This is a genomic window from Mycoavidus cysteinexigens, from assembly GCF_003966915.1.
In the GTDB taxonomy this organism is placed as follows: Bacteria; Pseudomonadota; Gammaproteobacteria; order Burkholderiales; family Burkholderiaceae; genus Mycoavidus; species Mycoavidus cysteinexigens.
In genome coordinates this window covers 584077-602165 of record NZ_AP018150.1, presented here as the reverse complement: position 1 = coordinate 602165, position 18089 = coordinate 584077, and the positions used below count along the sequence as shown (strand labels likewise).

Below are 18089 nucleotides of genomic sequence, written 5' to 3'. Positions count from 1 at the left end.
TGTAAATGGAAGCAGCAGAACAGAGTGTCACTTGATGATGGTGCGTAGTGTGCGGGAGATTACTCGGCGTAAGCCGGGGTGATAGATTTTTATCCCGTCAATTGCAACACCTTTGTAACCCCGATCCACAATCGCGACCTCTGGCGTCACATCGCTTAAGATTGCCGCCTGTTCGAGGGCTTCAGCCAGTGTATGCCCATCGTAAGGATTGCCTGGCATCGCGCGTGCGCCTATCACCAGACCTTCTTTATGTGTCCTGGGAATCGATACCTTGACACCAAACTCGTAAGGTTTACCTGCTTTACCTTTGGCGATGCACTCCACTTCTGGTGCATGCAGCGCATAGAGTTTGTTTTTGTCTTTCGACTTTTGTCCAAGGATTCGTTTCGTGCGATCTAACAACTCTCGTAAGGTATTCCGGCTTTGCTCAGCGAATGATTCGACTTGCCTCTCAACATCCCGCATCACACGGCCCACACGCGAATGCAATGTACGTAACGCATGTTTCATTCTTTTGAAATGCGCGTGTGCATAACGACCGATCTGACTTGATAGGCGACCTGCGATTCGGTTGTAGTTCTGCCTCACCTTTAAACCAAAGTGATCGGCGGCTTTCACCAGATGGACTCGGCACCGCTCAAGCAAACGAGAATCGGTTGGGGGCGCTACCGCCGTTTCCATCGCCGTGGTATCAACGATCACGCGTTTTGCGCTCGACGCTTTAATCACTCTGCGTTTAGCCGCTTCAATCGTCTCTGCTAATAACTCTTCTACCCCAGCTTCACCAAGTCGTTTATGCCAACGCGTCAGACTCAATACGTCTCTCGGCACCTCTGTTTGAAGGTACCTCTCTCCGGCGAAGTATTGCTCATAAGGGTTTTCCACCCAACCAATCACTACTTCTTCATCTGACAAATCAAACGCGTATTGTAAATACAGTAAGCCCGCTATGAGCCGCGGCAGTGTCGCTGGCCGACCTCTATTTGAGGGCTGCAGCAGCCTCATCTGCACCATGATCAGGACCATGGTCGATTCCTGTCTGACTTATATATATCCAAGGTCCGTCTTGTCATCAATGCGGCTTTTTCTACAAGATCTTTCGCGTCTTTTTCTACCGTACGCGCAACTTGCCCTAAGGGTCTTATTGTCACTTCTTCTACTTCACGTAAAGTACTTTCTACAACGCCCATTGTGATCTCTTTAAACTAAAAAATTAGAAAAAATACCAATTAGCAACTTCTCTCAGGAGAAAATTATTTATTCATAGAAAAAGCAACTACCTTAGTATAGTCAGGATAATTATATTTACAAATTTTTATTAAAATTTATTTTCTAAAAATACTTTTTCAATAATTTAATTATCATACATAATAATTGCACGAGCAGAATGCTTCTTTTACAGATTCGCCTGAGGCAAAAGCAAAGCTAGTAAATCTCTCTCTTTTATGGTAGCGTTCACACATAAGTTATGCAATCCCTCATCAGCCTGAATTTCCACCATTTTCATTTCTTCTTCATATTTTTGCTCAGATATCCCATTAGATTTCATTACCCAAGATCTGCGTAAAGCATTAAAAATAAGAGATCGCAAATCATATTATTTTCCATCTACAATTCCAATCTCAAACAAGTCAAATTGAAAGTTTCATTTTCGACATCGCATTTCAGCTTACATTGACTCTGAAGCAAATTCTCAACTCCAATACAGAATTGGGGTTGTAAGCTGGAAGCGCAGAAATTTTTGAAAGTTATATAAATTCATGGCTTACACGAGATTTTTATAAATGAGTATGGTGGGGGAAAGCGATCAGATAGAGTTAATAACAGGACAATACTGATGATTTGTCCAGCACGCTTTAGAATAATAGGGTCATCCCGATTACCTGTGCCCGCCAGATGCGCGCTCACAATAATCATCTCACTCTGTTGCCCGAGGCTGAGCGACACGCGCTCTACGATCGGCCCGGGTTCGATGATTTCCAGCGTGCCGAATATTTCTCTTTCACCTCTGACGAACTGGCCATCGCGCAAAGGCGCAAAGGATTGCCCGAACAGATCTTGCGCTTGGCTACAGATCGGCTACTTCAGGGCCAAGCAGGCATTTTTTACACTCACAGAATTGCCGCCAGAAGATACGGACTACCTGTATGAGCGTTATTTCCCGGAGCGGGGAGCCTTTGCTCCCAGACCTATTCGGCTTAACGAGCATTACGCCCAACGCCGCAAGATTCTCTTCCTATTTGGCTACCGTCTTTGGACGAAACAAGATAGTCCATCGCTCATACAGCGCGCCGAGCAATTAGCGCGGCTAGATGTTACCCCAACATTTATGCTCACTGAGCTGGTCATCTGGCTAAATCAGCAACGCATCGTACGACCAGGGTAATACCACATTTCAGGCTATCATCAGCAAGACGTTGATCGCAGAGCGACAACGCCTTGGAGCATTGATCGAAGCAGAGATGACCGATGACGCAAAATCTGTGCTACTGATATAGTGATTCATACACATCCTGCCGAGAAATAGAAGAAGCTATGATTTGTGTGATTGCCCTGACCCTATATAATCACCCCTCCTTTGACGCAAACGACCCCCCTTAAATCCTTTGCGAGCGCAGCAGGAGTAAACTTAGCGATTTTTTCAAATGATGGCACCCCATTCAAGCCCCTCTTTTCATCAGAGACACCAGCTATTCTCAATTTTAAGATGAACATTAATCACTCCTCCGCCCCCCCGCCGCTTGCTTTTGGTGACCTACAAGGCTGTCATGGGGCTTTTCGCGCTTTGCTTGCAAAGGCAGCGCCAACGCCAAATACACCGCTTTGGTTTGCGGGTGATTTGATTAACCGCGGACCTCATTCCCTGGCTTGCTTGCACGATGTTATTGACTTCGGTCAACGGGCAGTCATGGTACTGGGCAACCATGAGTTGCATTTGCTGGCCGTGGCCGCAGGCGTGCAACGTATCCGTAAGGGCGACACTATCAATGAGATCCTCGCGGCGCCTGATGCCGCCGATTTAATCGACTGGCTGCGCCACCGGCCGCTGACGCATTATCAAAACGGCATGCTGATGGTGCACGCCGGAGTGCTGCCGCAGTGGGATCTAACCCTGACCCTGGAGCTGGCACACGAGCTAGAGCAAGCTCTACGCGGGCCCGCTTGGCGAGACTGTATAGCGCAACTTAGCTTACCTAGGTTAACGCGTTGGCATCCTGGGTTAACCCGTGATGAACGTCTGCGCATCACGGCTCATACGCTAACGCATATCCGTTTTTGTAATCCAGAGGGAGAGCTAGAATTTAATGCTAAAGGCGGGCCAGACACAGCACCACCTGGGTATCTGCCGTGGTTCGATGCGCCCGATCGACGCACTGCCGAGCTCACCATTGTGTTCGGGCATTGGGCTGCACTCGGCCTCTTGCTGCGCGATAAGTTGTGCGCATTGGATAGTGGTTGCGTCTGGGGCAAACAACTCTCAGCCCTCACCCTCGATCCTGAGCCAAGTCAGCGCAAGCTGATCCAGGTTACCTGCCCGACGGAATAGCGCGCCGCTTAATTCAGCTCAACCCCGCTCACCTGCGCATTGACGACAACCGCAGCTTCAGGCGACTGCTCTAACCGTTGTTGCAAAAGCTGCAGCGCACGATGCACCGCCCCTTGCGCGCACCGCGCCAGCTCGCGTCGGTCATCACAAGCTCCCAGCGGAGCCGTAATATACAAATGGGCGGTGAGCGGCGCAGCCCGCAAAATCGATATGAGCGAAGCACCTAATGAAACCTCACCAATATAAGCGGGCGCAAGCGACTGCCGGCCTTGTGCGTTTTCATACATTAAACAGATGGGTTGCACTGCAGCCATCGCGGCTATCGGCGCTTGCAATAAATTCGCATGAAATGGCAATAGCTGAGCGCCGTCGGAAGTCGTCCCTTCTGGAAAAATACAAATTCTTTCGCCGCTTTTTAACGCATCGGCTAACTGATGCACAATCCGTAGTGCATCGCTACGCTTATCGCGCCGAATAAAAACCGTACCGATGGTTTTCGCTAGCCAGCCCACGATCGGCCATTTCTGAACTTCCGCTTTAGCCACAAAAGAGACTGGCCGCCAAGCATTAATCACATAAATATCTAGCCATGACACGTGATTGCCCACAAGCATTACGCTGTGCTCCAGCACTTCGCCCGACTGATGCACCACCAACTTAACCCCGCATATCTCAAGTAAGCGCCGCGACCAATCACGCACCATCGATTGTTGAAGCGCCCGCTCCACGCGCGGAAAAACCAAAACGGCAAGCGCTATGCCGCGCAGAAAATGGAAGATTAAGCGCGCAATGCGCAGGCTGACTTGCATGATTTTTCCTTGCTTTATAGTTCAAGCAGCCCCAGCACGAGCGCCGTTTAGTAGATTGATTTTTAGGCTCGACTTGCTTGATAGACCAGTTGGCCTGAGATTATGGTGGAGCGTACGCGCGCTGGCAATTCATACCCTAAAAATGGCGTATTATGGCCCTGACTTCTAAGCTGGTTGGGTTCAACTCGCCAATGTGCGTCTAGCTCGAAGAGCGCAAGGTCAGCTGGAGCGCCTAACTCTAAACGCCCTCCGTCCAAGTTCAGGATAGCGGCTGGCGCACAGGTGATTTTGGCTAATGCAGTGGGCAATGGCACGCGTTTTTCTTGCGCCCATTTCACTGTCAGCGATAACAGTAGCTCAAGTCCGGTTGCGCCTGCTGAGGCTTCACCAAATGGCAAAAGTTTTTCATCGTCGTCAACCGGCGTATGGGCGGAGCAAATGGCGTCGATGGTGCCATCCATTAACGCAGCGCAGATTGCATCCCGATCACGCTGTGCGCGCAAAGGTGGATCGAAGCGGTACTGCGCATTAAAATCCCCAATGTCCAAATCAATCAGATGCAAGTGATTAATCGTCACATCACAGCTTAAGCGCAAACCTTCTTGTTTTGCCGCGCGCACCAGCTCAAGCCCAGCGGCGGAAGAGAGATGAGACACATGGACTCGCGCGCCCGTGATACGCATCAATTCAAGAATCGTATGCAACGCGATGGTTTCCGCCGCTGCCGGCACCCCGCGCAAGCCAAGCCGCGACGCCCAAGGTCCGCTGGCAGCCACCCCGCCTTGGGCTAAATACACATCCTGCGCGCGCAACCAAACCGTATAGCCATACGTCGTGGCATATTGCAAAGCATGCAATAATACTTGGGTGTTCGCAATCGGCGCATCTGCCTGAGAAAAGCCAATACAGCCCGCATCCGCCAATTGAGCCATTTCAGTAATAGCTTTCCCTTTAAGTCCAACCGTCAAGGCGCCTAACGGATACACATGTGCTTGGTTTAAAGTGCGAGCGCGGAATTTCAGCATTTCAACTAAACCAGGCTCATCCAGCGGAGGATCCGTATCCGGTGGGCAAACTAAGCTGGTCACCCCACCCGCAAGAGCCGCGGCCATTTCCGAGGCAAGCGTTGCCTTATATTCATGACCAGGTTCACGCAGCCGCGCTAACAAATCAACCAGACCGGGCAATACGATTAAACCGTTCGCGTCAATTTCCTGGTGCATTTTAAACGTCGGCGGCGCGCTGCCAATACCGGCAATTTTGCCTGCAGCAACGAATAAATCAGCCTGGGTGTCCATACCTGAGGCTGGGTCAATTAAGCGAGCACCTTTGATGTGAAGGTTCATTATTTATTTTCAATCGGAGTTATGTGTAATGCGTTGGCTTTAACCATTGTTCCCAGCAATAATCCCCATGACCGCCATGCGCACCGCAATCCCGAAAGTGACTTGGTGCAAAATCACGGATTGCGCACCATCGGCAACCGATGACTCAATTTCAACCCCACGGTTCATCGGTCCTGGGTGCATTACAATTGCATCTGGCGCAGCCAACGCAAGGCGCTCGGGAGTCAAACCCCAACTCTTGAAATATTCTTGAGCCGACGGCAATAGAGTGCTATTCATTCTCTCATTCTGCAAACGCAGCATAATGATGACGTCCACTCCCTTTAACCCTTCGCGTATATCATGAAAAACCCGCACGCCAAATCGCTCGAGTCCATCGGGCAATAAAGTGCGGGGACCAATTACCCGCACTTCTGGCACGCCCAGTGTGGTTAACGCATGAATATCAGAACGCGCTACTCGGGAGTGCAGAATATCACCGACAATCGCCACGCGGAGCTGCGTAAAATCTTTTTTGTACTGACGGATGGTATACATGTCCAACAAACCTTGCGTCGGGTGCGCATGCCACCCATCGCCCGCATTAATCACATGCAAATGAGGTGGGCCATGTTGCGCCAGTAAATAAGGGGCTCCACTTTGCGCGTGACGCACGACAAACATATCCGCTTGCATCGCAGACAAATTCGCTGCTGTATCCAGTAACGATTCGCCTTTGCTGGTCGATGAGGCATTGATATTGAGATTCAGCACATCAGCCGATAAACGCTTGGCGGCAATTTCAAACGTTGTGCGAGTGCGGGTTGAGTTCTCAAAAAAAAGATTGAAGACTGATTTGCCGCGCAAAAGCGGGACCTTTTTGACCTCTCTCTCAGCTACGCCGACGAATTGCTGAGCGGTATCGAGGATCTGCGTAATAATATCTTTTGGCAACCCATCGATTGTCAACAAATGCTTCAGTTCGCCATTTTTTGTTAATTGCAGATTGCCTTTAAAACCCGGGCGTAAGGTTGGCGCAGGCGGCCAAATGTTTGACATCTACTCTCCAGCGAAGCAAGCTATGCAAAGCGGCACAACTTCATAAGTACGGATTGGCATGGATCAAAAGACTCGCTACAGCCCTAAATCATCGGTGCGCGCTTCAGTATGAAACTCAAATGCGCCGTGATCATTACGTTGCAAGACCAGTGTGCGGGCGGCAGGCATGTCTGCAGTTGCGCCTACAAAACGGGCGGCGATCGGCAATTCGCGCCCTCCTCGATCAACCAATACCGCGAGATCAACCGCAGCCGGGCGGCCAAAATCGTACAGCTCATTTAGCGCAGCTCGAATTGTGCGGCCAGTATAAAGTACGTCATCTAGCAATACAATCCGACGCCCCTCCACTTGAAACGGCAACGAGGTTGGCTGGCCTGGTCCATGCAAACCTTTTTCAGCATAATCATCACGGTGCAACACCACGTTTACAACGCCGAACCCAGCGAGCTTCAAATCACTCGCAAGCCGTTCGGCCAGCCAAGCGCCGCCACTCCAAATCCCGACCAGCACAACACCATCAGGCTGATGCAACACATCGCCATAAGCGGCGCGAATTTGGTCACGCAAAACATGGTACAACGACTCAGCGTTAGGCAATTGCATATTCATCAAAAAACTGTTGCAAAATAATGCGTGCAGCTTCAGCGTCAAGCTGCGTTAGGTCACGGCTCAGCACAGCCGCGGCGACTGACGAATAACCTTCGTCCACCCACACCACGGGCAAGCCAAAGCGGCCATATAGCTGCTGACCGAAGCGCTTAGCCCACTGCGTCATCTGATGTGCTGCACCATCTGCGTGCAGCGGTAAGCCAACAATCAGTTTTGCGGGTCGCCATTCTTTAATCAGTGCGCCAATCGCTGCAAAACGGTGCTCGCGGTTATGATTCATAATCACAGTTAAGGCTTGCGCTTGCCGCATCAACATATTTCCAAGCGCCACCCCGATTCGCTTTTCGCCATAGTCAAACGCAAGTAGCGTTTCTATGCTGCTCATCGCACTACCTCTTGCGGTTTTGCGCTTTAAGCGCCACCAATCTTAGCGCGCCAGCGCAAAAAGCTAAAAGCACCCTATTTTTACGCATGGCCCGCTTCGCTAGACAACATCGCCGGCGACACTCCAAGTATCGATAACGCCGCCGTAAAACGCTGCTCGGCCGGCACGTTAAAAATAATGCCGGGGTCCGCTTCGACGTTTAACCAACCATTGCGCGAAATTTCTTCTTCGAGCTGGCCTGCGCTCCAGCCGGCATGGCCTAGCGTCAACAAAAATTTCTCCGGCCCTTTGCCAAACGCAATTTCTTCCAGCACATCTTTCGAGGTGGTCATAGCTAAGCCGCCTGGCACCTGCATGGATGAATTATATTGAGTCGAGGTGGGCTCATGTAAAACAAAACCACGCTCCGCTTGGACCGGACCGCCGAAATAAACCGGCAAATGCAGCAAAGGCTCATTTTCCAGCTTGAGATCGATACGGTTAAAAAGCGCTTGCAAAACAATATCGGTCGGCCGATTGATCATTAGACCAAGCGCGCCGCGCTCATTATGTTCGCAGACATAAATCACGGCGCCAGCGAAAACCGCATCGGCCATGCTAGGCATCGCGATCAAAAATTGATTCGTCAGATTAATACGATCAGAGGCTTTGGACATATTGAATTCTAATCCTTGAATTCCTTTATCAGATAGCCATTCCGCAAAATCAGCCGACCCATCCCAAGGCTTTATTTTGCTCACAGCGTCTCAAATTTGCACCATTTCAAAATCCTCTTTGCGGGCACCGCACTCAGGACAAGTCCAGTTAAGCGGGATGTCCTCCCAACGCGTGCCCGGCGCAATGCCCTCTTCTGGCAGACCGGCTTCTTCATCATAAATCCAGCCACAAATGAGGCACATCCAATTTTTATATTCCATACTGTTATATCGCTACATCCCACACGCTATGATTCAAACGATGCAAGAATATCTCAAAAGGGCGATGGTACCGCGGTTGCGGCCTAATTTGCTCACGTTTTGAGATAAATCTCATCAAAAGGACACAAAAAACCCGCAGCAATGCGGGTTTTTCGTTCAGAAATTTGCGCCGCGCTCTTACGAACGCGCGGCGCAAACACAGGCAAGCCTAGGCAATTACATATCCATGCCCATGCCACCCATACCACCCATGCCACCTGGCATACCGCCAGCCGCAGGCGCTTCTTCTTTAGCCAACTCAGCAACAGAACAGTCGGTTGTGAGGATCAAGCCAGCGATAGATGCCGCATTTTGCAATGCAGTGCGGGTTACTTTGGTCGGATCGACCACACCTGCTTGCACCAAATCACCGTACTCGCCAGAAGCCATGTTATAGCCAAAGTTACCTTTGCCATCGGCTACTTTTGCTACGACTACGCTGGCTTCTTCACCACCGTTCGCCACGATCTGACGCAGTGGCTCTTCCATCGCGCGCAGCACGATTTTGATACCCGCTTGTTGATCAGGGTTATCGGCTTTCAAGTTAGCAACCGCTTGACGCGCACGAATCAGGGCCACGCCACCGCCTGGCACAATCCCTTCTTCCACCGCGGCGCGAGTTGCGTGCAGTGCATCTTCAACGCGTGCTTTCTTTTCTTTCATTTCGATTTCAGTCGCAGCGCCAACCTTAATCACCGCTACACCGCCTGCCAATTTAGCAACGCGCTCTTGCAGTTTTTCACGATCGTAGTCAGAAGTTGCTTCTTCAATTTGCACACGGACTTGCTTGACCCGCGCTTCAATGTTTTTCGCATCGCCTGCGCCATCGATAATCGTGGTGTTTTCTTTAGCAACTTCAATGCGTTTTGCCTGACCTAGCTCAGCCAACGTAGCTTTTTCAAGCGTATGGCCAGTCTCTTCAGCAATCACTTGGCCGCCCGTCAAAATCGCGATGTCTTCGAGCATGGCTTTACGACGATCGCCAAAGCCTGGCGCTTTTACCGCGGCAGACTTCAAGAAACCACGCATATTGTTCAAAATCAACGTAGCCAGCGCTTCGCCTTCGATATCTTCAGCGATAATCAACAATGGACGGCCTGCTTTTGCAACTTGATCAAGCAAAGGCAACAAGTCGCGGATGTTGGTGATTTTTTTGTCGTGCAGCAACACGTATGGGTTATCCAGAGCCGCCACTTGCTTATCTTGGTTATTGATAAAGTAGCCCGACAGATAGCCACGATCGAATTGCATGCCTTCGACCACATCGAGTTCGTTCTCTAGCGATTTACCATCTTCAACCGTAATCACGCCTTCTTTGCCAACTTTTTCCATGGCTTCGGCAATCAGCTTGCCGACCAGCTCGTCGCTGTTCGCTGAAATTGAACCCACTTGAGCGATTTCTTTAGTTGTCGTGCAAGGTTTGCTGATTTTACGCAATTCTTCAACTGCCGCTATGACCGCTTTATCGATACCGCGTTTCAGATCCATTGGGTTCATGCCCGAGGCGACGGATTTCATCCCTTCGCGCACAATGGATTGTGCCAGCACGGTTGCGGTTGTCGTGCCATCGCCAGCGTTATCACTGGTTCTTGACGCGACTTCTTTAACCATTTGCGCGCCCATATTTTGCAGCTTATCTTTGAGCTCAATTTCTTTCGCAACCGAAACCCCGTCTTTAGTCACGGTTGGGCCTCCGAAGCTACGCTCCAGCACAACATTGCGTCCCTTAGGACCCAGCGTAACCTTAACTGCATTGGCTAGAATATTGACCCCTTCAACCAGTTTGGCGCGGGCCAAATCACCGAATACAACTTCTTTAGCTGCCATCTTTAACTCCTTGAATTCTTTAACTTGATGAACCGAAAACTACGCTTAGCTAACTAGCACAGCCATGATGTCTTCTTCACGCATTACCAGCAGTTCATTACCGTCGATCTTGACTGACTGACCGGAATATTTGCCGAACAGCACGCGATCGCCCACTTTAACATCAAGCGCAATCGAAGCACCTTTCTCATCTTTCTTGCCTGGCCCAATCGCCAGCACTTCACCTTGATCAGGTTTTTCAGCAGCCGTCTCAGGAATAACCAAGCCTGAGGCGCTTTTGGTCTCTTGGTCCAAACGCTTGATAATGACACGATCGTGCAAAGGACGCAGCTTTTTCATACAGACTCCTCTCAATAAATACTAGAAATACTCGAGAACAACTAAATTTTTAAAGCTCATAGGGAAAAGTATTCCCCGAGCCAAAAAGCGAAGATTTATTAGCACTCCTTGCTAACGAGTGCTAATTATACTGAATATGGAGACACATTGGCATAAATTCAAGAGCCAGGCGCAAGCCTTGCGCATTATCTTCATAACTACGGCGGCTTAGACCCGCTGGGCAGGCTGTTGACAATCCACGCTAGCGTAATCCAGTATAATAAAGGCGCAACAGGCGGTGATCAAGGCCGCCTTGGCAAACTGACCAAGAACGAGCATTTTTGGCAATCAACTGCAACCGACATGGCTGCTTGACCCCGAATACAATTCATACTCTGAGTGAAAAACAACGTAAGAATGACAACTCGACTCGGCCCAAAATTCGCTTGAATGACGCTTCGGCAGAGACTTAGCATAAATCGCGCAATATCTGCATCGCCCTTCTTCGCTCTTTACTCAGTTCCTAGCTTCTACTAGGGAAGTAAAATTAACATGGACCATGCTTGAGCCTTGAGATTTTTTTAGACTAATTATGCAGATCACCGACTTTTCCAATGAAATTCTGTCTAGAATTTTTAAACAAAGTTCGATTACAGACTATGCTTCGATTGCGCTCGTCTCGAGGCAATTTTATACAGTGGTTAATGACAATGAGTGCTGGAGAGACTTAGTTAAACCTGACTACATCGCGAAAGATGAAAATCAGGTGAAACAGCTCTTTTTAAATAATTTATCTGCCAGAAAATTCGAGTACATCCCGGTTGATCAAAAAGGGAAAATATATTTGACGCTCATTAAGCTATCCGCAGGTGAATTAGTTGAAAAAGCAAAAAATGATATAAAAACAGCTAAAATTATTTTAGAAAATAAAGCTCTTTATCATAAAATTTTAGGATGGCACCGGTGTTTAACGCATAATTTAAAAGAAATCGCTATTTCCGATATTTCGCTCGCCGAAACAATTTTAACCAGCCCAATATTTTATAAGTGCTTTTCAGAAAACTCCAATAGAACAGTCGCCAGCCATCACCTTAGATGTATTATGGAAGCTTATCCAGAAATCACTCGACAATTAATTTCAGAAAACCAAGAATTAAACGCGTTATTTTTAGATAAAATCGGTCAAAGGATGCATACAATATGGAAAAACCGCAAAGCGATGGCATAGTTGAATCATTCGCAATTTTTTGCCTGAAATTTTGATCCATGCCTCTCTCAGTTTGAGGAAAGTATCAATACTGACCTAAATAAAGACAGACTGAAATTATTAAAATAATTTATTGTCAGACATATTATTTTAATAAAAAAGAAAAGTGCCAGGCACATTGATATTGATCCACAGCGGCCCCCTGCTCTTTCAAACACAGCAGAGGTTTTATCTCGCAAAGGCTGCTAGATATTCCGCCCAATGCACGCCAGCCTCAAGCGCCAACGCCTCTTTAATCAACCCTACTTCCTGCTCATACTCTTGCGGCGTAAAGCCTCCCCGCATTTGCTGAAAACGGCAGTACATTAAATAAGTATTGACGACATCCGTTTCGCAATAATCACGAATTTCATCGATGCGCCCTTCACTAAAAGCTTGCCAAACCTGACTTCCATCCATCCCCAGTTTGCCAGGAAAGCCACATAGTTTAGCCAATGCATCAAGCGGTGCGTTAGCACGCGGCTGATAGAGGGCGAGCAAATCCATCAAATCCGTATGGCGCATATGGTAACGGCTGATGTAGTTATTCCATTTAAAATCTCGATCATCTTCGCCCAAGTCCCAGTATTTCGGGGCCGCGACGCCATGCACCAAAGCACGATAGTGCAAGACAGGCAAATCGAACCCTCCGCCATTCCATGACACTAATTGGGGAGAATATTTTTCGATGATGCGGAAAAATAATTGAAGCAAAGTGGCTTCCGAGTCCTGCTTAGTGCCCAGTGACTTTATTCGAAAGCCTTCGCGGTCTCTAAATGCGCAAGCAATCGAGACGACCCGTTGCAGATAATGCGGTAAAAAATCGGAGCCAGTTTTTTCGCGGCGCGCAGCAAACGCGCGTTGCGCAACTTCTTCATCAGGCATGACGCTAGGCCAATCATCTAATTGACGCACACCTGCAATATCAGGAATGGTTTCAATATCAAAAACTAAAATAGGCGTCACAGCACAGCATCCTTGCGCACACCGCTGGAGATGAAATAACGCTTTAAGCGCGTCATGGCTTCTTGCTGAATCTGACGCACCCGCTCACGCGTTAGTTCCATCTCGTCAGCCACTTGCTCAAGCGTAGCAGGCTCAACGTTGCCCAGGCCAAAACGACGCTCAACCACATGCCGATGTTTGTCCGGCAGACGCGCTAACCAAGTCCGCATTAATTCTTCAAGCTCACGCTGCTGAATCTTCGCCTCAGGCAATTGGCTTTGCTCGTCAGATAAAAAGTCCAGCAAACTACTTCCTGGATCGAGTTCTAGCGGCGCGTCAAGCGAAGCCGTTCGTTCGCTTAAGCCAAGGATATCAGAGACCTCTTCAGCGGTCTTGCCAGTTAGATGAGCAATATCATCCACACTCGCGTCGCGGCGCTCGAGAGAACCATCGGCATTCACCGTGCTTTTTTCTAAATGGCGCTTAGCGCGTAATATTTGATTTAACTCACGGATCACATGGACCGGCAAACGCACTGTGCGCGCTTGATTCATAATGGCGCGCTCAACGCTTTGCCGAATCCACCAAGTCGCATAAGTAGAAAAACGAAAACCCCGCTGTGGCTCGAACTTGCTGATCGCGTGCATCAGTCCAAGATTGCCCTCTTCGATTAAATCGAGCAACGGCACGCCACGGTTTAAGTAGTCGTCGCTGAATAAATCGTTTTGTGAACTAATTAGAACCAAAACCTGAAACCAACAGCAAACGTAGGGCGGAAGAAATCGGATAAAAGTAAAACGTAAAAAAGCCGAAGCTTTCTGAGGATCATCCGTAAGTTATGCCCAGCGCCACAGAGCACAGCGTGTATGGCATCGCCTAATGCCCCTTTGAGCCAATTCCGACCAAGTTTCCCATCCGTCTTCATATGACCGATGATAGGTTCAATGGCACTGCGTCGTTTGATGATAGCACTTAGCGTACGTGTGATACCCCGGCGCATACCTGAGTGATAGATTTTTACGCCATCGACCTCAACCCCTTTGTAACCGCGATCTACGATCGCAACTTCGGGCGTCACATCACTCAGAATTGCGGCTTGTTCTAGTGCTTCAGCCAGCGTGTGACCGTCGTAAGGGTTTCCCGGCATCGAGCGCGCACCCAACACAAGTCCTTCCTGGTGAGTTGTCGTAATCGATACTTTGACACCGAACTCGTAGGGCTTACGTGCCTTGCCCTTGGCTATACACTCCACTTCCGGTGCATGCAGGGCATAAAGTTTGTTTTTATCCTTGGGGCTTTGCGAAATGATTCTTTTCGTACGGGCTATCAACTCTCGCAAGGCATCATGGCTTTTCTCCGCCACCGACTCGATTTGTCTCTCAACATCGCGCATCACTCGTCCCACTCGAGAACGCAGTGTGCCTAACGCTTTGTTCATCCGTTTGTATTGCTTCGCATGCGCATAACGGCTGACTTGGAGTGACAAACGGGGCGCCACTCGGTTGTAATTTTGTCGCAACTGCAAACCATGTTGGGCTGCCGCTTTCACCAAATGCTCTCGACAACGCTCGAGCAATCTGGAATCGGTCGGATGGGCTATCGCCTTCTCCATCACGGTGGTGTCTACGATCACTCGTTTCACGCTCGATGCTTTGATCACATCACTCCGTTTCGCCGCTTCGATCGTCTCGGCTAATAACTCTTCGACTCCCGCCTCGCCAAGACGTTTCCGCCAACGCGTTAGGCTTGATGCATCTATGGGCGCTTCTGTTTGTAAATACTCCTCTCCCGTGAATACTTGCCAATATGGGTTTTCTAGCCACGACCCAACGACTTCTTCATCAGACAAGTTGAACGCATATTGCAAATACAATAACCCCGCTATCAGGCGAGGGGACTTGGCTGGGCGACCTCTCGATGAGGTAAAACTCTCACTCATCGATTCGCTTAATTTCTCCCAATTGATCAAATCTCCTAAACCTACCAACTCATGTTTCAGATTGATCTGCTCTCTTAACGGTTGTCTGAACATATCTGCTTCAATCACTTGCGCCTTCGGTCTCATTCTTTTCTCATCAAAATTTGCAGGCTTTATTTTCTCAATATGCCATTTTCTTGCAATTTATGCCACTACATTTCGCTTAAAAAGTCTTAGCACATAAGGGCTTACGAATTATTCAGGGGCGACTAAGTAACCTTTAGCAATGCTGACGACTAGCCGTAAATTACGCTCAATCATGACCTGCCGCGCCTCGAAGTCCCCTTGCTGTGCGCCCGTTGCATACCGCTGCTCTTCCTCAACCGTTAACAAAGGCTTGACGCTAATTCGGTTCAGATAATGCTGAATCGTGTCCGCGGTTAGCTCAGACCGCAGCAAAGCGCTAAAATCACTGGGGTCAGGTTCGTCACTCACGGCCGCATCCGATGTATTTTCGTTTTCATTTTCGTCCAGCGCCTCTTCAGCCTCCTCACCGCCACCCTCAAACGGCAAGTCAGATGTCTCTTCCGAGCTTAATCCCTCGTCAAGCTGACCAAATAGTGGATCATCTCTATCGTACGGCTGCTGGCGCTTTGAATTCGGCATATTGATTTGAAAGAGCTAATTTATTGGGGGGTCGATAAATACTTCATTGGATCTACTGGCTTACCCTGCTGACGCACTTCAAAATGCAACATCACGCGATTTGCATCGCTATTTCCCATCTCTGCAATTTTCTGGCCCTTAGCTACAGCCTCGCCTTCTTTAACGAAAAGCGCTCTATTATGCGCATAAGCCGTCAAAAATGTAGCATCGTGCTTAATAATAATCAAATTGCCGTACCCTCTTAGGCCGTTGCCGGCGTAGACAACTCGGCCCTCAGCCGCGGCTGAGATTGGCGTTCCGACGACCCCGCCAATATCCAAGCCTTTATTTTTTAATTCATTAAAAGTATCCAGTACTGGGCCGCGCACTGGCCAGGAAAACGCAATCACCGCCGCTGCCGCAGCAGGAGTCTGCGCGCCAGGCGCAATACTGGCGATAGGCGGAGCAACGCCGTAAGAATTAGCGGCGGGACTACTCTCCAGCGAGCGCACTTCAACCGCGTCATCTACCACCGGCGCGGTTGAAACGCCGGGCGTAGGGGGAGCAGGTTCCACTCCTGGCGGCGTCACGCGCAGTAATTGATTAACTGCGACCTGAGACGGGCTTGGCAGGTTATTCCACGCCACAATATCCTGATAATGTTGGCCGTTTTCAAGCGCGATTCGATATACCGTATCGCCTGGCTTGACCCGGTAATAACCCGGCGGCGCCGGCATTGACACTAACTGGCTCGCCAATGCGCTCGCCTCAAAGCGGTCGCTGATTGGAGCTTGGACAAGTCGTGTCGAGCACGCGCCAAAGACTAGCACCGACAATCCACAAAGGATACGCGGAAACATTGCTAGGCAGCCGCTTTTATCGAATCTTCGCAACGTAGTCATCAATTTCAAATCACTCCGGATTTCAAGGGAACAAAAAAGACGCGATCGAGTTTCGATTCACGCCATTGGGTTGCTGATATACGCTCAATCAGCATCAAAATCTGTGCTTCATTACTGCTTTCTTGATAGGCTGGAAGCACCACCGGCGCCACCAAACGCCCACCAATTGCGAGCTGCTCAAGCAATATTTCGGGAATGCCAATGCCAGCTGCCGCGATGATAATCGCATCAAATGGCGCAGCCGCGGGCAACCCCAAGCATCCATCACCATACTGTAACCGAAGATTCGCTAGTCGTAGCGGACGCAAGTTTTGTTTAGCACGCTCAAACAACGGCCGCACCCGCTCAATCGAATACACTTCGCGCGCTACATGACTCAGCACAGCAGCTTGATAACCACAACCCGTACCAATTTCAAGCACTTTATCTAACCCTCTATCAGTCGTAGCCAGTTCAATCATCCGCGCCACCACTGTAGGCTTAGAAATCGTTTGCTGATAACCGATGGGTAAAGCTATCTCTTGGTAGGCTTGCGCCGCCAGGCCTGGATCCACAAACAGATGCCGCGGTACCGCGGCCAGCGCCGCCAGCACACGCGCATGGCTCACGCCATTGGCCCGCACGCGCTCAACCATACGCTCGCGCACCCGTTCCGAAGCCAACGCCGGGTGCAGCACCGTTACCGGATTAGATAAAACTTGAGGCCTAGCCGCTTGACGCCACGCCACAGCACTTACGCTACTCTTTACGGGATGCGCAACCCTAACCCCCATACCGCTTTTTATAGCCTGGCGCGCCCGCACTTCAGCTAAACTGAGCGGAAAACGCTTAGCTTGCGTCATGCTTCTGACTCCACCGCCGACACCCAGTCTTGCACGACTGGAAGCAATTGCGTATGGGTGAGGTCGAGTTGCAATGGAGTAATCGACACATGCCCGTGCTCTACCGCATGAAAATCCGTTCCTTCACTCGCATCGCATACATCACCCGCTGGGCCAATCCAATAAATCGGTTCGCCCTCTGGACTCATTTGCTGAATCACCGGTTGCGATGGATGCCGCTTGCCCAGCCGCGTCACCCGCCATTCAGCCAACTCATGATAAGCCCGGTTGGGAATATTAATATTGAGTAATAGCGGCGCTGCTAACGGATACGCCAGATAGTGCGCCACAATATCACCGGCCACGCGCGCGGCAGCGCCCAGGTGTTCCCAGCCCTTATCAGCCAGAGAAAAGGCAAGTGCAGGAACACCAAACATAAATCCTTCCGTAGCCGCCGCTACCGTACCTGAATATAATGTGTCTTCCCCCATATTCTGCCCATTATTGATGCCCGAAACAACTAAATCCGGTTTGTAATCGAGCACACCCGTGAGCGCAATATGAACGCAATCGGTCGGCGTGCCATTCAAATAACGAAAGCCATTCGCCGCGGTAAACACGGATAATGGCCGCGATAAGGTCAATGAATTAGATGCACCGCTACAATTACACTCTGGCGCAAGCACCGTAACCTCGCCTAATGGCTTTAAAGCTTCATAAAGTGCAGCTAAGCCAGGCGCTAGATAACCATCGTCATTACTGAGTAAAATTCGCATA

19 protein-coding genes and 3 pseudogenes are annotated in these 18089 nt (G+C 49.6%); 3 read left to right on the top strand and 19 right to left on the bottom strand.

Features of this window, described 5'->3' with window-relative positions:
- Positions 1 to 30: 30 nt before the first annotated feature.
- From MCB1EB_RS02720 to MCB1EB_RS11960, 3 genes and pseudogenes are all read right to left on the bottom strand, one after another.
- Positions 31 to 987 (bottom strand): annotated as a pseudogene (locus tag MCB1EB_RS02720) (IS5 family transposase); the annotation flags it as partial.
- Positions 988 to 1016: 29 nt separating this feature from the next.
- Positions 1017 to 1190 carry a hypothetical protein gene (locus MCB1EB_RS11965; protein WP_161566166.1) on the bottom strand — a complete coding sequence of 58 codons (174 nt, stop codon included), beginning with the start codon at positions 1188 to 1190 and terminating at the stop codon, positions 1017 to 1019.
- 206 nt (positions 1191 to 1396) lie between these two features.
- Positions 1397 to 1549, bottom strand: a complete 153-nt coding sequence (locus MCB1EB_RS11960; RefSeq protein ID WP_161566165.1) for a hypothetical protein — start codon at positions 1547 to 1549, stop codon at positions 1397 to 1399.
- Positions 1550 to 1972: 423 nt separating this feature from the next.
- Here MCB1EB_RS11960 and MCB1EB_RS02710 point away from each other — a divergent pair, with 423 nt between their 5' ends.
- Together MCB1EB_RS02710 and MCB1EB_RS02705 are read left to right on the top strand one after the other, a co-directional pair.
- Positions 1973 to 2386: a DUF4158 domain-containing protein gene (locus tag MCB1EB_RS02710; RefSeq protein ID WP_045363128.1), complete on the top strand. Its 414-nt coding sequence runs from the start codon at positions 1973 to 1975 to the stop codon at positions 2384 to 2386.
- 327 nt (positions 2387 to 2713) lie between these two features.
- Positions 2714 to 3547 carry a symmetrical bis(5'-nucleosyl)-tetraphosphatase gene (locus tag MCB1EB_RS02705; RefSeq protein ID WP_174232254.1) on the top strand — a complete coding sequence of 278 codons (834 nt, stop codon included), beginning with the start codon at positions 2714 to 2716 and terminating at the stop codon, positions 3545 to 3547.
- 8 nt (positions 3548 to 3555) lie between these two features.
- On the opposite strand, the gene MCB1EB_RS02700 is transcribed toward MCB1EB_RS02705, so the two are convergent.
- From MCB1EB_RS02700 to MCB1EB_RS02660, 9 genes are all read right to left on the bottom strand, one after another.
- Positions 3556 to 4356: a lysophospholipid acyltransferase family protein gene (locus tag MCB1EB_RS02700; RefSeq protein WP_045363130.1), complete on the bottom strand. Its 801-nt coding sequence runs from the start codon at positions 4354 to 4356 to the stop codon at positions 3556 to 3558.
- A gap of 62 nt (positions 4357 to 4418) precedes the next feature.
- The gene (locus MCB1EB_RS02695; protein ID WP_045363131.1) at positions 4419 to 5702 is read right to left on the bottom strand and encodes a dihydroorotase; all 1284 of its coding nucleotides are present in this window, start codon (positions 5700 to 5702) and stop codon (positions 4419 to 4421) included.
- Between the two features lie 39 nt (positions 5703 to 5741).
- Positions 5742 to 6740: an aspartate carbamoyltransferase catalytic subunit gene (locus MCB1EB_RS02690; protein ID WP_026921056.1), complete on the bottom strand. Its 999-nt coding sequence runs from the start codon at positions 6738 to 6740 to the stop codon at positions 5742 to 5744.
- 75 nt (positions 6741 to 6815) lie between these two features.
- Positions 6816 to 7343 carry a bifunctional pyr operon transcriptional regulator/uracil phosphoribosyltransferase PyrR gene (gene pyrR, locus MCB1EB_RS02685; protein ID WP_045365881.1) on the bottom strand — a complete coding sequence of 176 codons (528 nt, stop codon included), beginning with the start codon at positions 7341 to 7343 and terminating at the stop codon, positions 6816 to 6818.
- Complete coding sequence (gene ruvX / locus MCB1EB_RS02680) at positions 7330 to 7734, bottom strand: Holliday junction resolvase RuvX (protein ID WP_045363133.1); 405 nt, start codon at positions 7732 to 7734, stop codon at positions 7330 to 7332. The genes pyrR and ruvX overlap by 14 nt, the downstream gene beginning before the upstream one ends.
- 80 nt (positions 7735 to 7814) lie before the next feature.
- Positions 7815 to 8390: a YqgE/AlgH family protein gene (locus tag MCB1EB_RS02675; protein WP_045365884.1), complete on the bottom strand. Its 576-nt coding sequence runs from the start codon at positions 8388 to 8390 to the stop codon at positions 7815 to 7817.
- A gap of 90 nt (positions 8391 to 8480) precedes the next feature.
- Entirely contained in the window at positions 8481 to 8651 is a 171-nt protein-coding gene (locus MCB1EB_RS02670) for a rubredoxin (protein WP_026921060.1), read from the bottom strand.
- A 216-nt stretch (positions 8652 to 8867) separates the two neighbouring features.
- Positions 8868 to 10517 carry a chaperonin GroEL gene (gene groL, locus MCB1EB_RS02665; RefSeq protein WP_026921061.1) on the bottom strand — a complete coding sequence of 550 codons (1650 nt, stop codon included), beginning with the start codon at positions 10515 to 10517 and terminating at the stop codon, positions 8868 to 8870.
- Between the two features lie 45 nt (positions 10518 to 10562).
- Positions 10563 to 10856, bottom strand: a complete 294-nt coding sequence (locus tag MCB1EB_RS02660; protein WP_034956440.1) for a co-chaperone GroES — start codon at positions 10854 to 10856, stop codon at positions 10563 to 10565.
- A gap of 571 nt (positions 10857 to 11427) precedes the next feature.
- On the opposite strand from MCB1EB_RS02660, the gene MCB1EB_RS02655 reads away from it, so the two are divergent.
- Complete coding sequence (locus tag MCB1EB_RS02655; protein ID WP_045363135.1) at positions 11428 to 12063, top strand: F-box protein; 636 nt, start codon at positions 11428 to 11430, stop codon at positions 12061 to 12063.
- Positions 12064 to 12270: 207 nt separating this feature from the next.
- On the opposite strand, the gene MCB1EB_RS02650 is transcribed toward MCB1EB_RS02655, so the two are convergent.
- The 7 genes and pseudogenes from MCB1EB_RS02650 to surE all read right to left on the bottom strand — a co-directional run bounded on the left by MCB1EB_RS02650 (position 12271) and on the right by surE (position 18088).
- The gene (locus tag MCB1EB_RS02650; protein WP_045363136.1) at positions 12271 to 13047 is read right to left on the bottom strand and encodes a 3'-5' exonuclease; all 777 of its coding nucleotides are present in this window, start codon (positions 13045 to 13047) and stop codon (positions 12271 to 12273) included.
- Positions 13044 to 13730: pseudogene (locus tag MCB1EB_RS02645) on the bottom strand (sigma-70 family RNA polymerase sigma factor); the annotation flags it as partial. The gene MCB1EB_RS02650 and the pseudogene MCB1EB_RS02645, both read right to left, overlap by 4 nt.
- 32 nt (positions 13731 to 13762) lie before the next feature.
- Positions 13763 to 15091, bottom strand: coding sequence for an IS5 family transposase (locus MCB1EB_RS02640; protein WP_126353842.1), 1329 nt, complete (start codon positions 15089 to 15091; stop codon positions 13763 to 13765).
- A 123-nt stretch (positions 15092 to 15214) separates the two neighbouring features.
- Positions 15215 to 15610, bottom strand: a pseudogene (locus MCB1EB_RS12690) (sigma-70 factor domain-containing protein); the annotation flags it as partial.
- Between the two features lie 20 nt (positions 15611 to 15630).
- Complete coding sequence (locus MCB1EB_RS02630; RefSeq protein ID WP_431311529.1) at positions 15631 to 16500, bottom strand: peptidoglycan DD-metalloendopeptidase family protein; 870 nt, start codon at positions 16498 to 16500, stop codon at positions 15631 to 15633.
- Positions 16497 to 17333, bottom strand: coding sequence for a protein-L-isoaspartate(D-aspartate) O-methyltransferase (locus MCB1EB_RS02625; RefSeq protein ID WP_045363140.1), 837 nt, complete (start codon positions 17331 to 17333; stop codon positions 16497 to 16499). Before MCB1EB_RS02625 ends, MCB1EB_RS02630 begins: the two co-directional genes overlap by 4 nt.
- Entirely contained in the window at positions 17330 to 18088 is a 759-nt protein-coding gene (gene surE, locus MCB1EB_RS02620; protein WP_026921068.1) for a 5'/3'-nucleotidase SurE, read from the bottom strand. Before surE ends, MCB1EB_RS02625 begins: the two co-directional genes overlap by 4 nt.
- Between the last annotated feature and the right edge of the window lies 1 nt (position 18089).

Excerpts from the sequence above, each read along its gene's own strand:
- MCB1EB_RS11960 (WP_161566165.1), bottom strand. The coding sequence starts at position 1,549 with ATGAAATCTAATGGGATATCTGAGCAAAAATATGAAGAAGAAATGAAA.
- MCB1EB_RS02675 (WP_045365884.1), bottom strand. The coding sequence starts at position 8,390 with ATGTCCAAAGCCTCTGATCGTATTAATCTGACGAATCAATTTTTGATC.
- MCB1EB_RS02710 (WP_045363128.1), top strand. The coding sequence starts at position 1,973 with ATGATTTCCAGCGTGCCGAATATTTCTCTTTCACCTCTGACGAACTGG.
- MCB1EB_RS02695 (WP_045363131.1), bottom strand. The coding sequence starts at position 5,702 with ATGAACCTTCACATCAAAGGTGCTCGCTTAATTGACCCAGCCTCAGGT.
- surE (WP_026921068.1), bottom strand. The coding sequence starts at position 18,088 with ATGCGAATTTTACTCAGTAATGACGATGGTTATCTAGCGCCTGGCTTA.
- ruvX (WP_045363133.1), bottom strand. The coding sequence starts at position 7,734 with ATGAGCAGCATAGAAACGCTACTTGCGTTTGACTATGGCGAAAAGCGA.
- MCB1EB_RS02700 (WP_045363130.1), bottom strand. The coding sequence starts at position 4,356 with ATGCAAGTCAGCCTGCGCATTGCGCGCTTAATCTTCCATTTTCTGCGC.
- MCB1EB_RS02690 (WP_026921056.1), bottom strand. The coding sequence starts at position 6,740 with ATGTCAAACATTTGGCCGCCTGCGCCAACCTTACGCCCGGGTTTTAAA.
- MCB1EB_RS02670 (WP_026921060.1), bottom strand. The coding sequence starts at position 8,651 with ATGGAATATAAAAATTGGATGTGCCTCATTTGTGGCTGGATTTATGAT.
- MCB1EB_RS02660 (WP_034956440.1), bottom strand. The coding sequence starts at position 10,856 with ATGAAAAAGCTGCGTCCTTTGCACGATCGTGTCATTATCAAGCGTTTG.
- groL (WP_026921061.1), bottom strand. The coding sequence starts at position 10,517 with ATGGCAGCTAAAGAAGTTGTATTCGGTGATTTGGCCCGCGCCAAACTG.
- MCB1EB_RS11965 (WP_161566166.1), bottom strand. The coding sequence starts at position 1,190 with ATGGGCGTTGTAGAAAGTACTTTACGTGAAGTAGAAGAAGTGACAATA.
- MCB1EB_RS02640 (WP_126353842.1), bottom strand. The coding sequence starts at position 15,091 with ATGAGACCGAAGGCGCAAGTGATTGAAGCAGATATGTTCAGACAACCG.
- pyrR (WP_045365881.1), bottom strand. The coding sequence starts at position 7,343 with ATGCAATTGCCTAACGCTGAGTCGTTGTACCATGTTTTGCGTGACCAA.
- MCB1EB_RS02625 (WP_045363140.1), bottom strand. The coding sequence starts at position 17,333 with ATGACGCAAGCTAAGCGTTTTCCGCTCAGTTTAGCTGAAGTGCGGGCG.
- MCB1EB_RS02655 (WP_045363135.1), top strand. The coding sequence starts at position 11,428 with ATGCAGATCACCGACTTTTCCAATGAAATTCTGTCTAGAATTTTTAAA.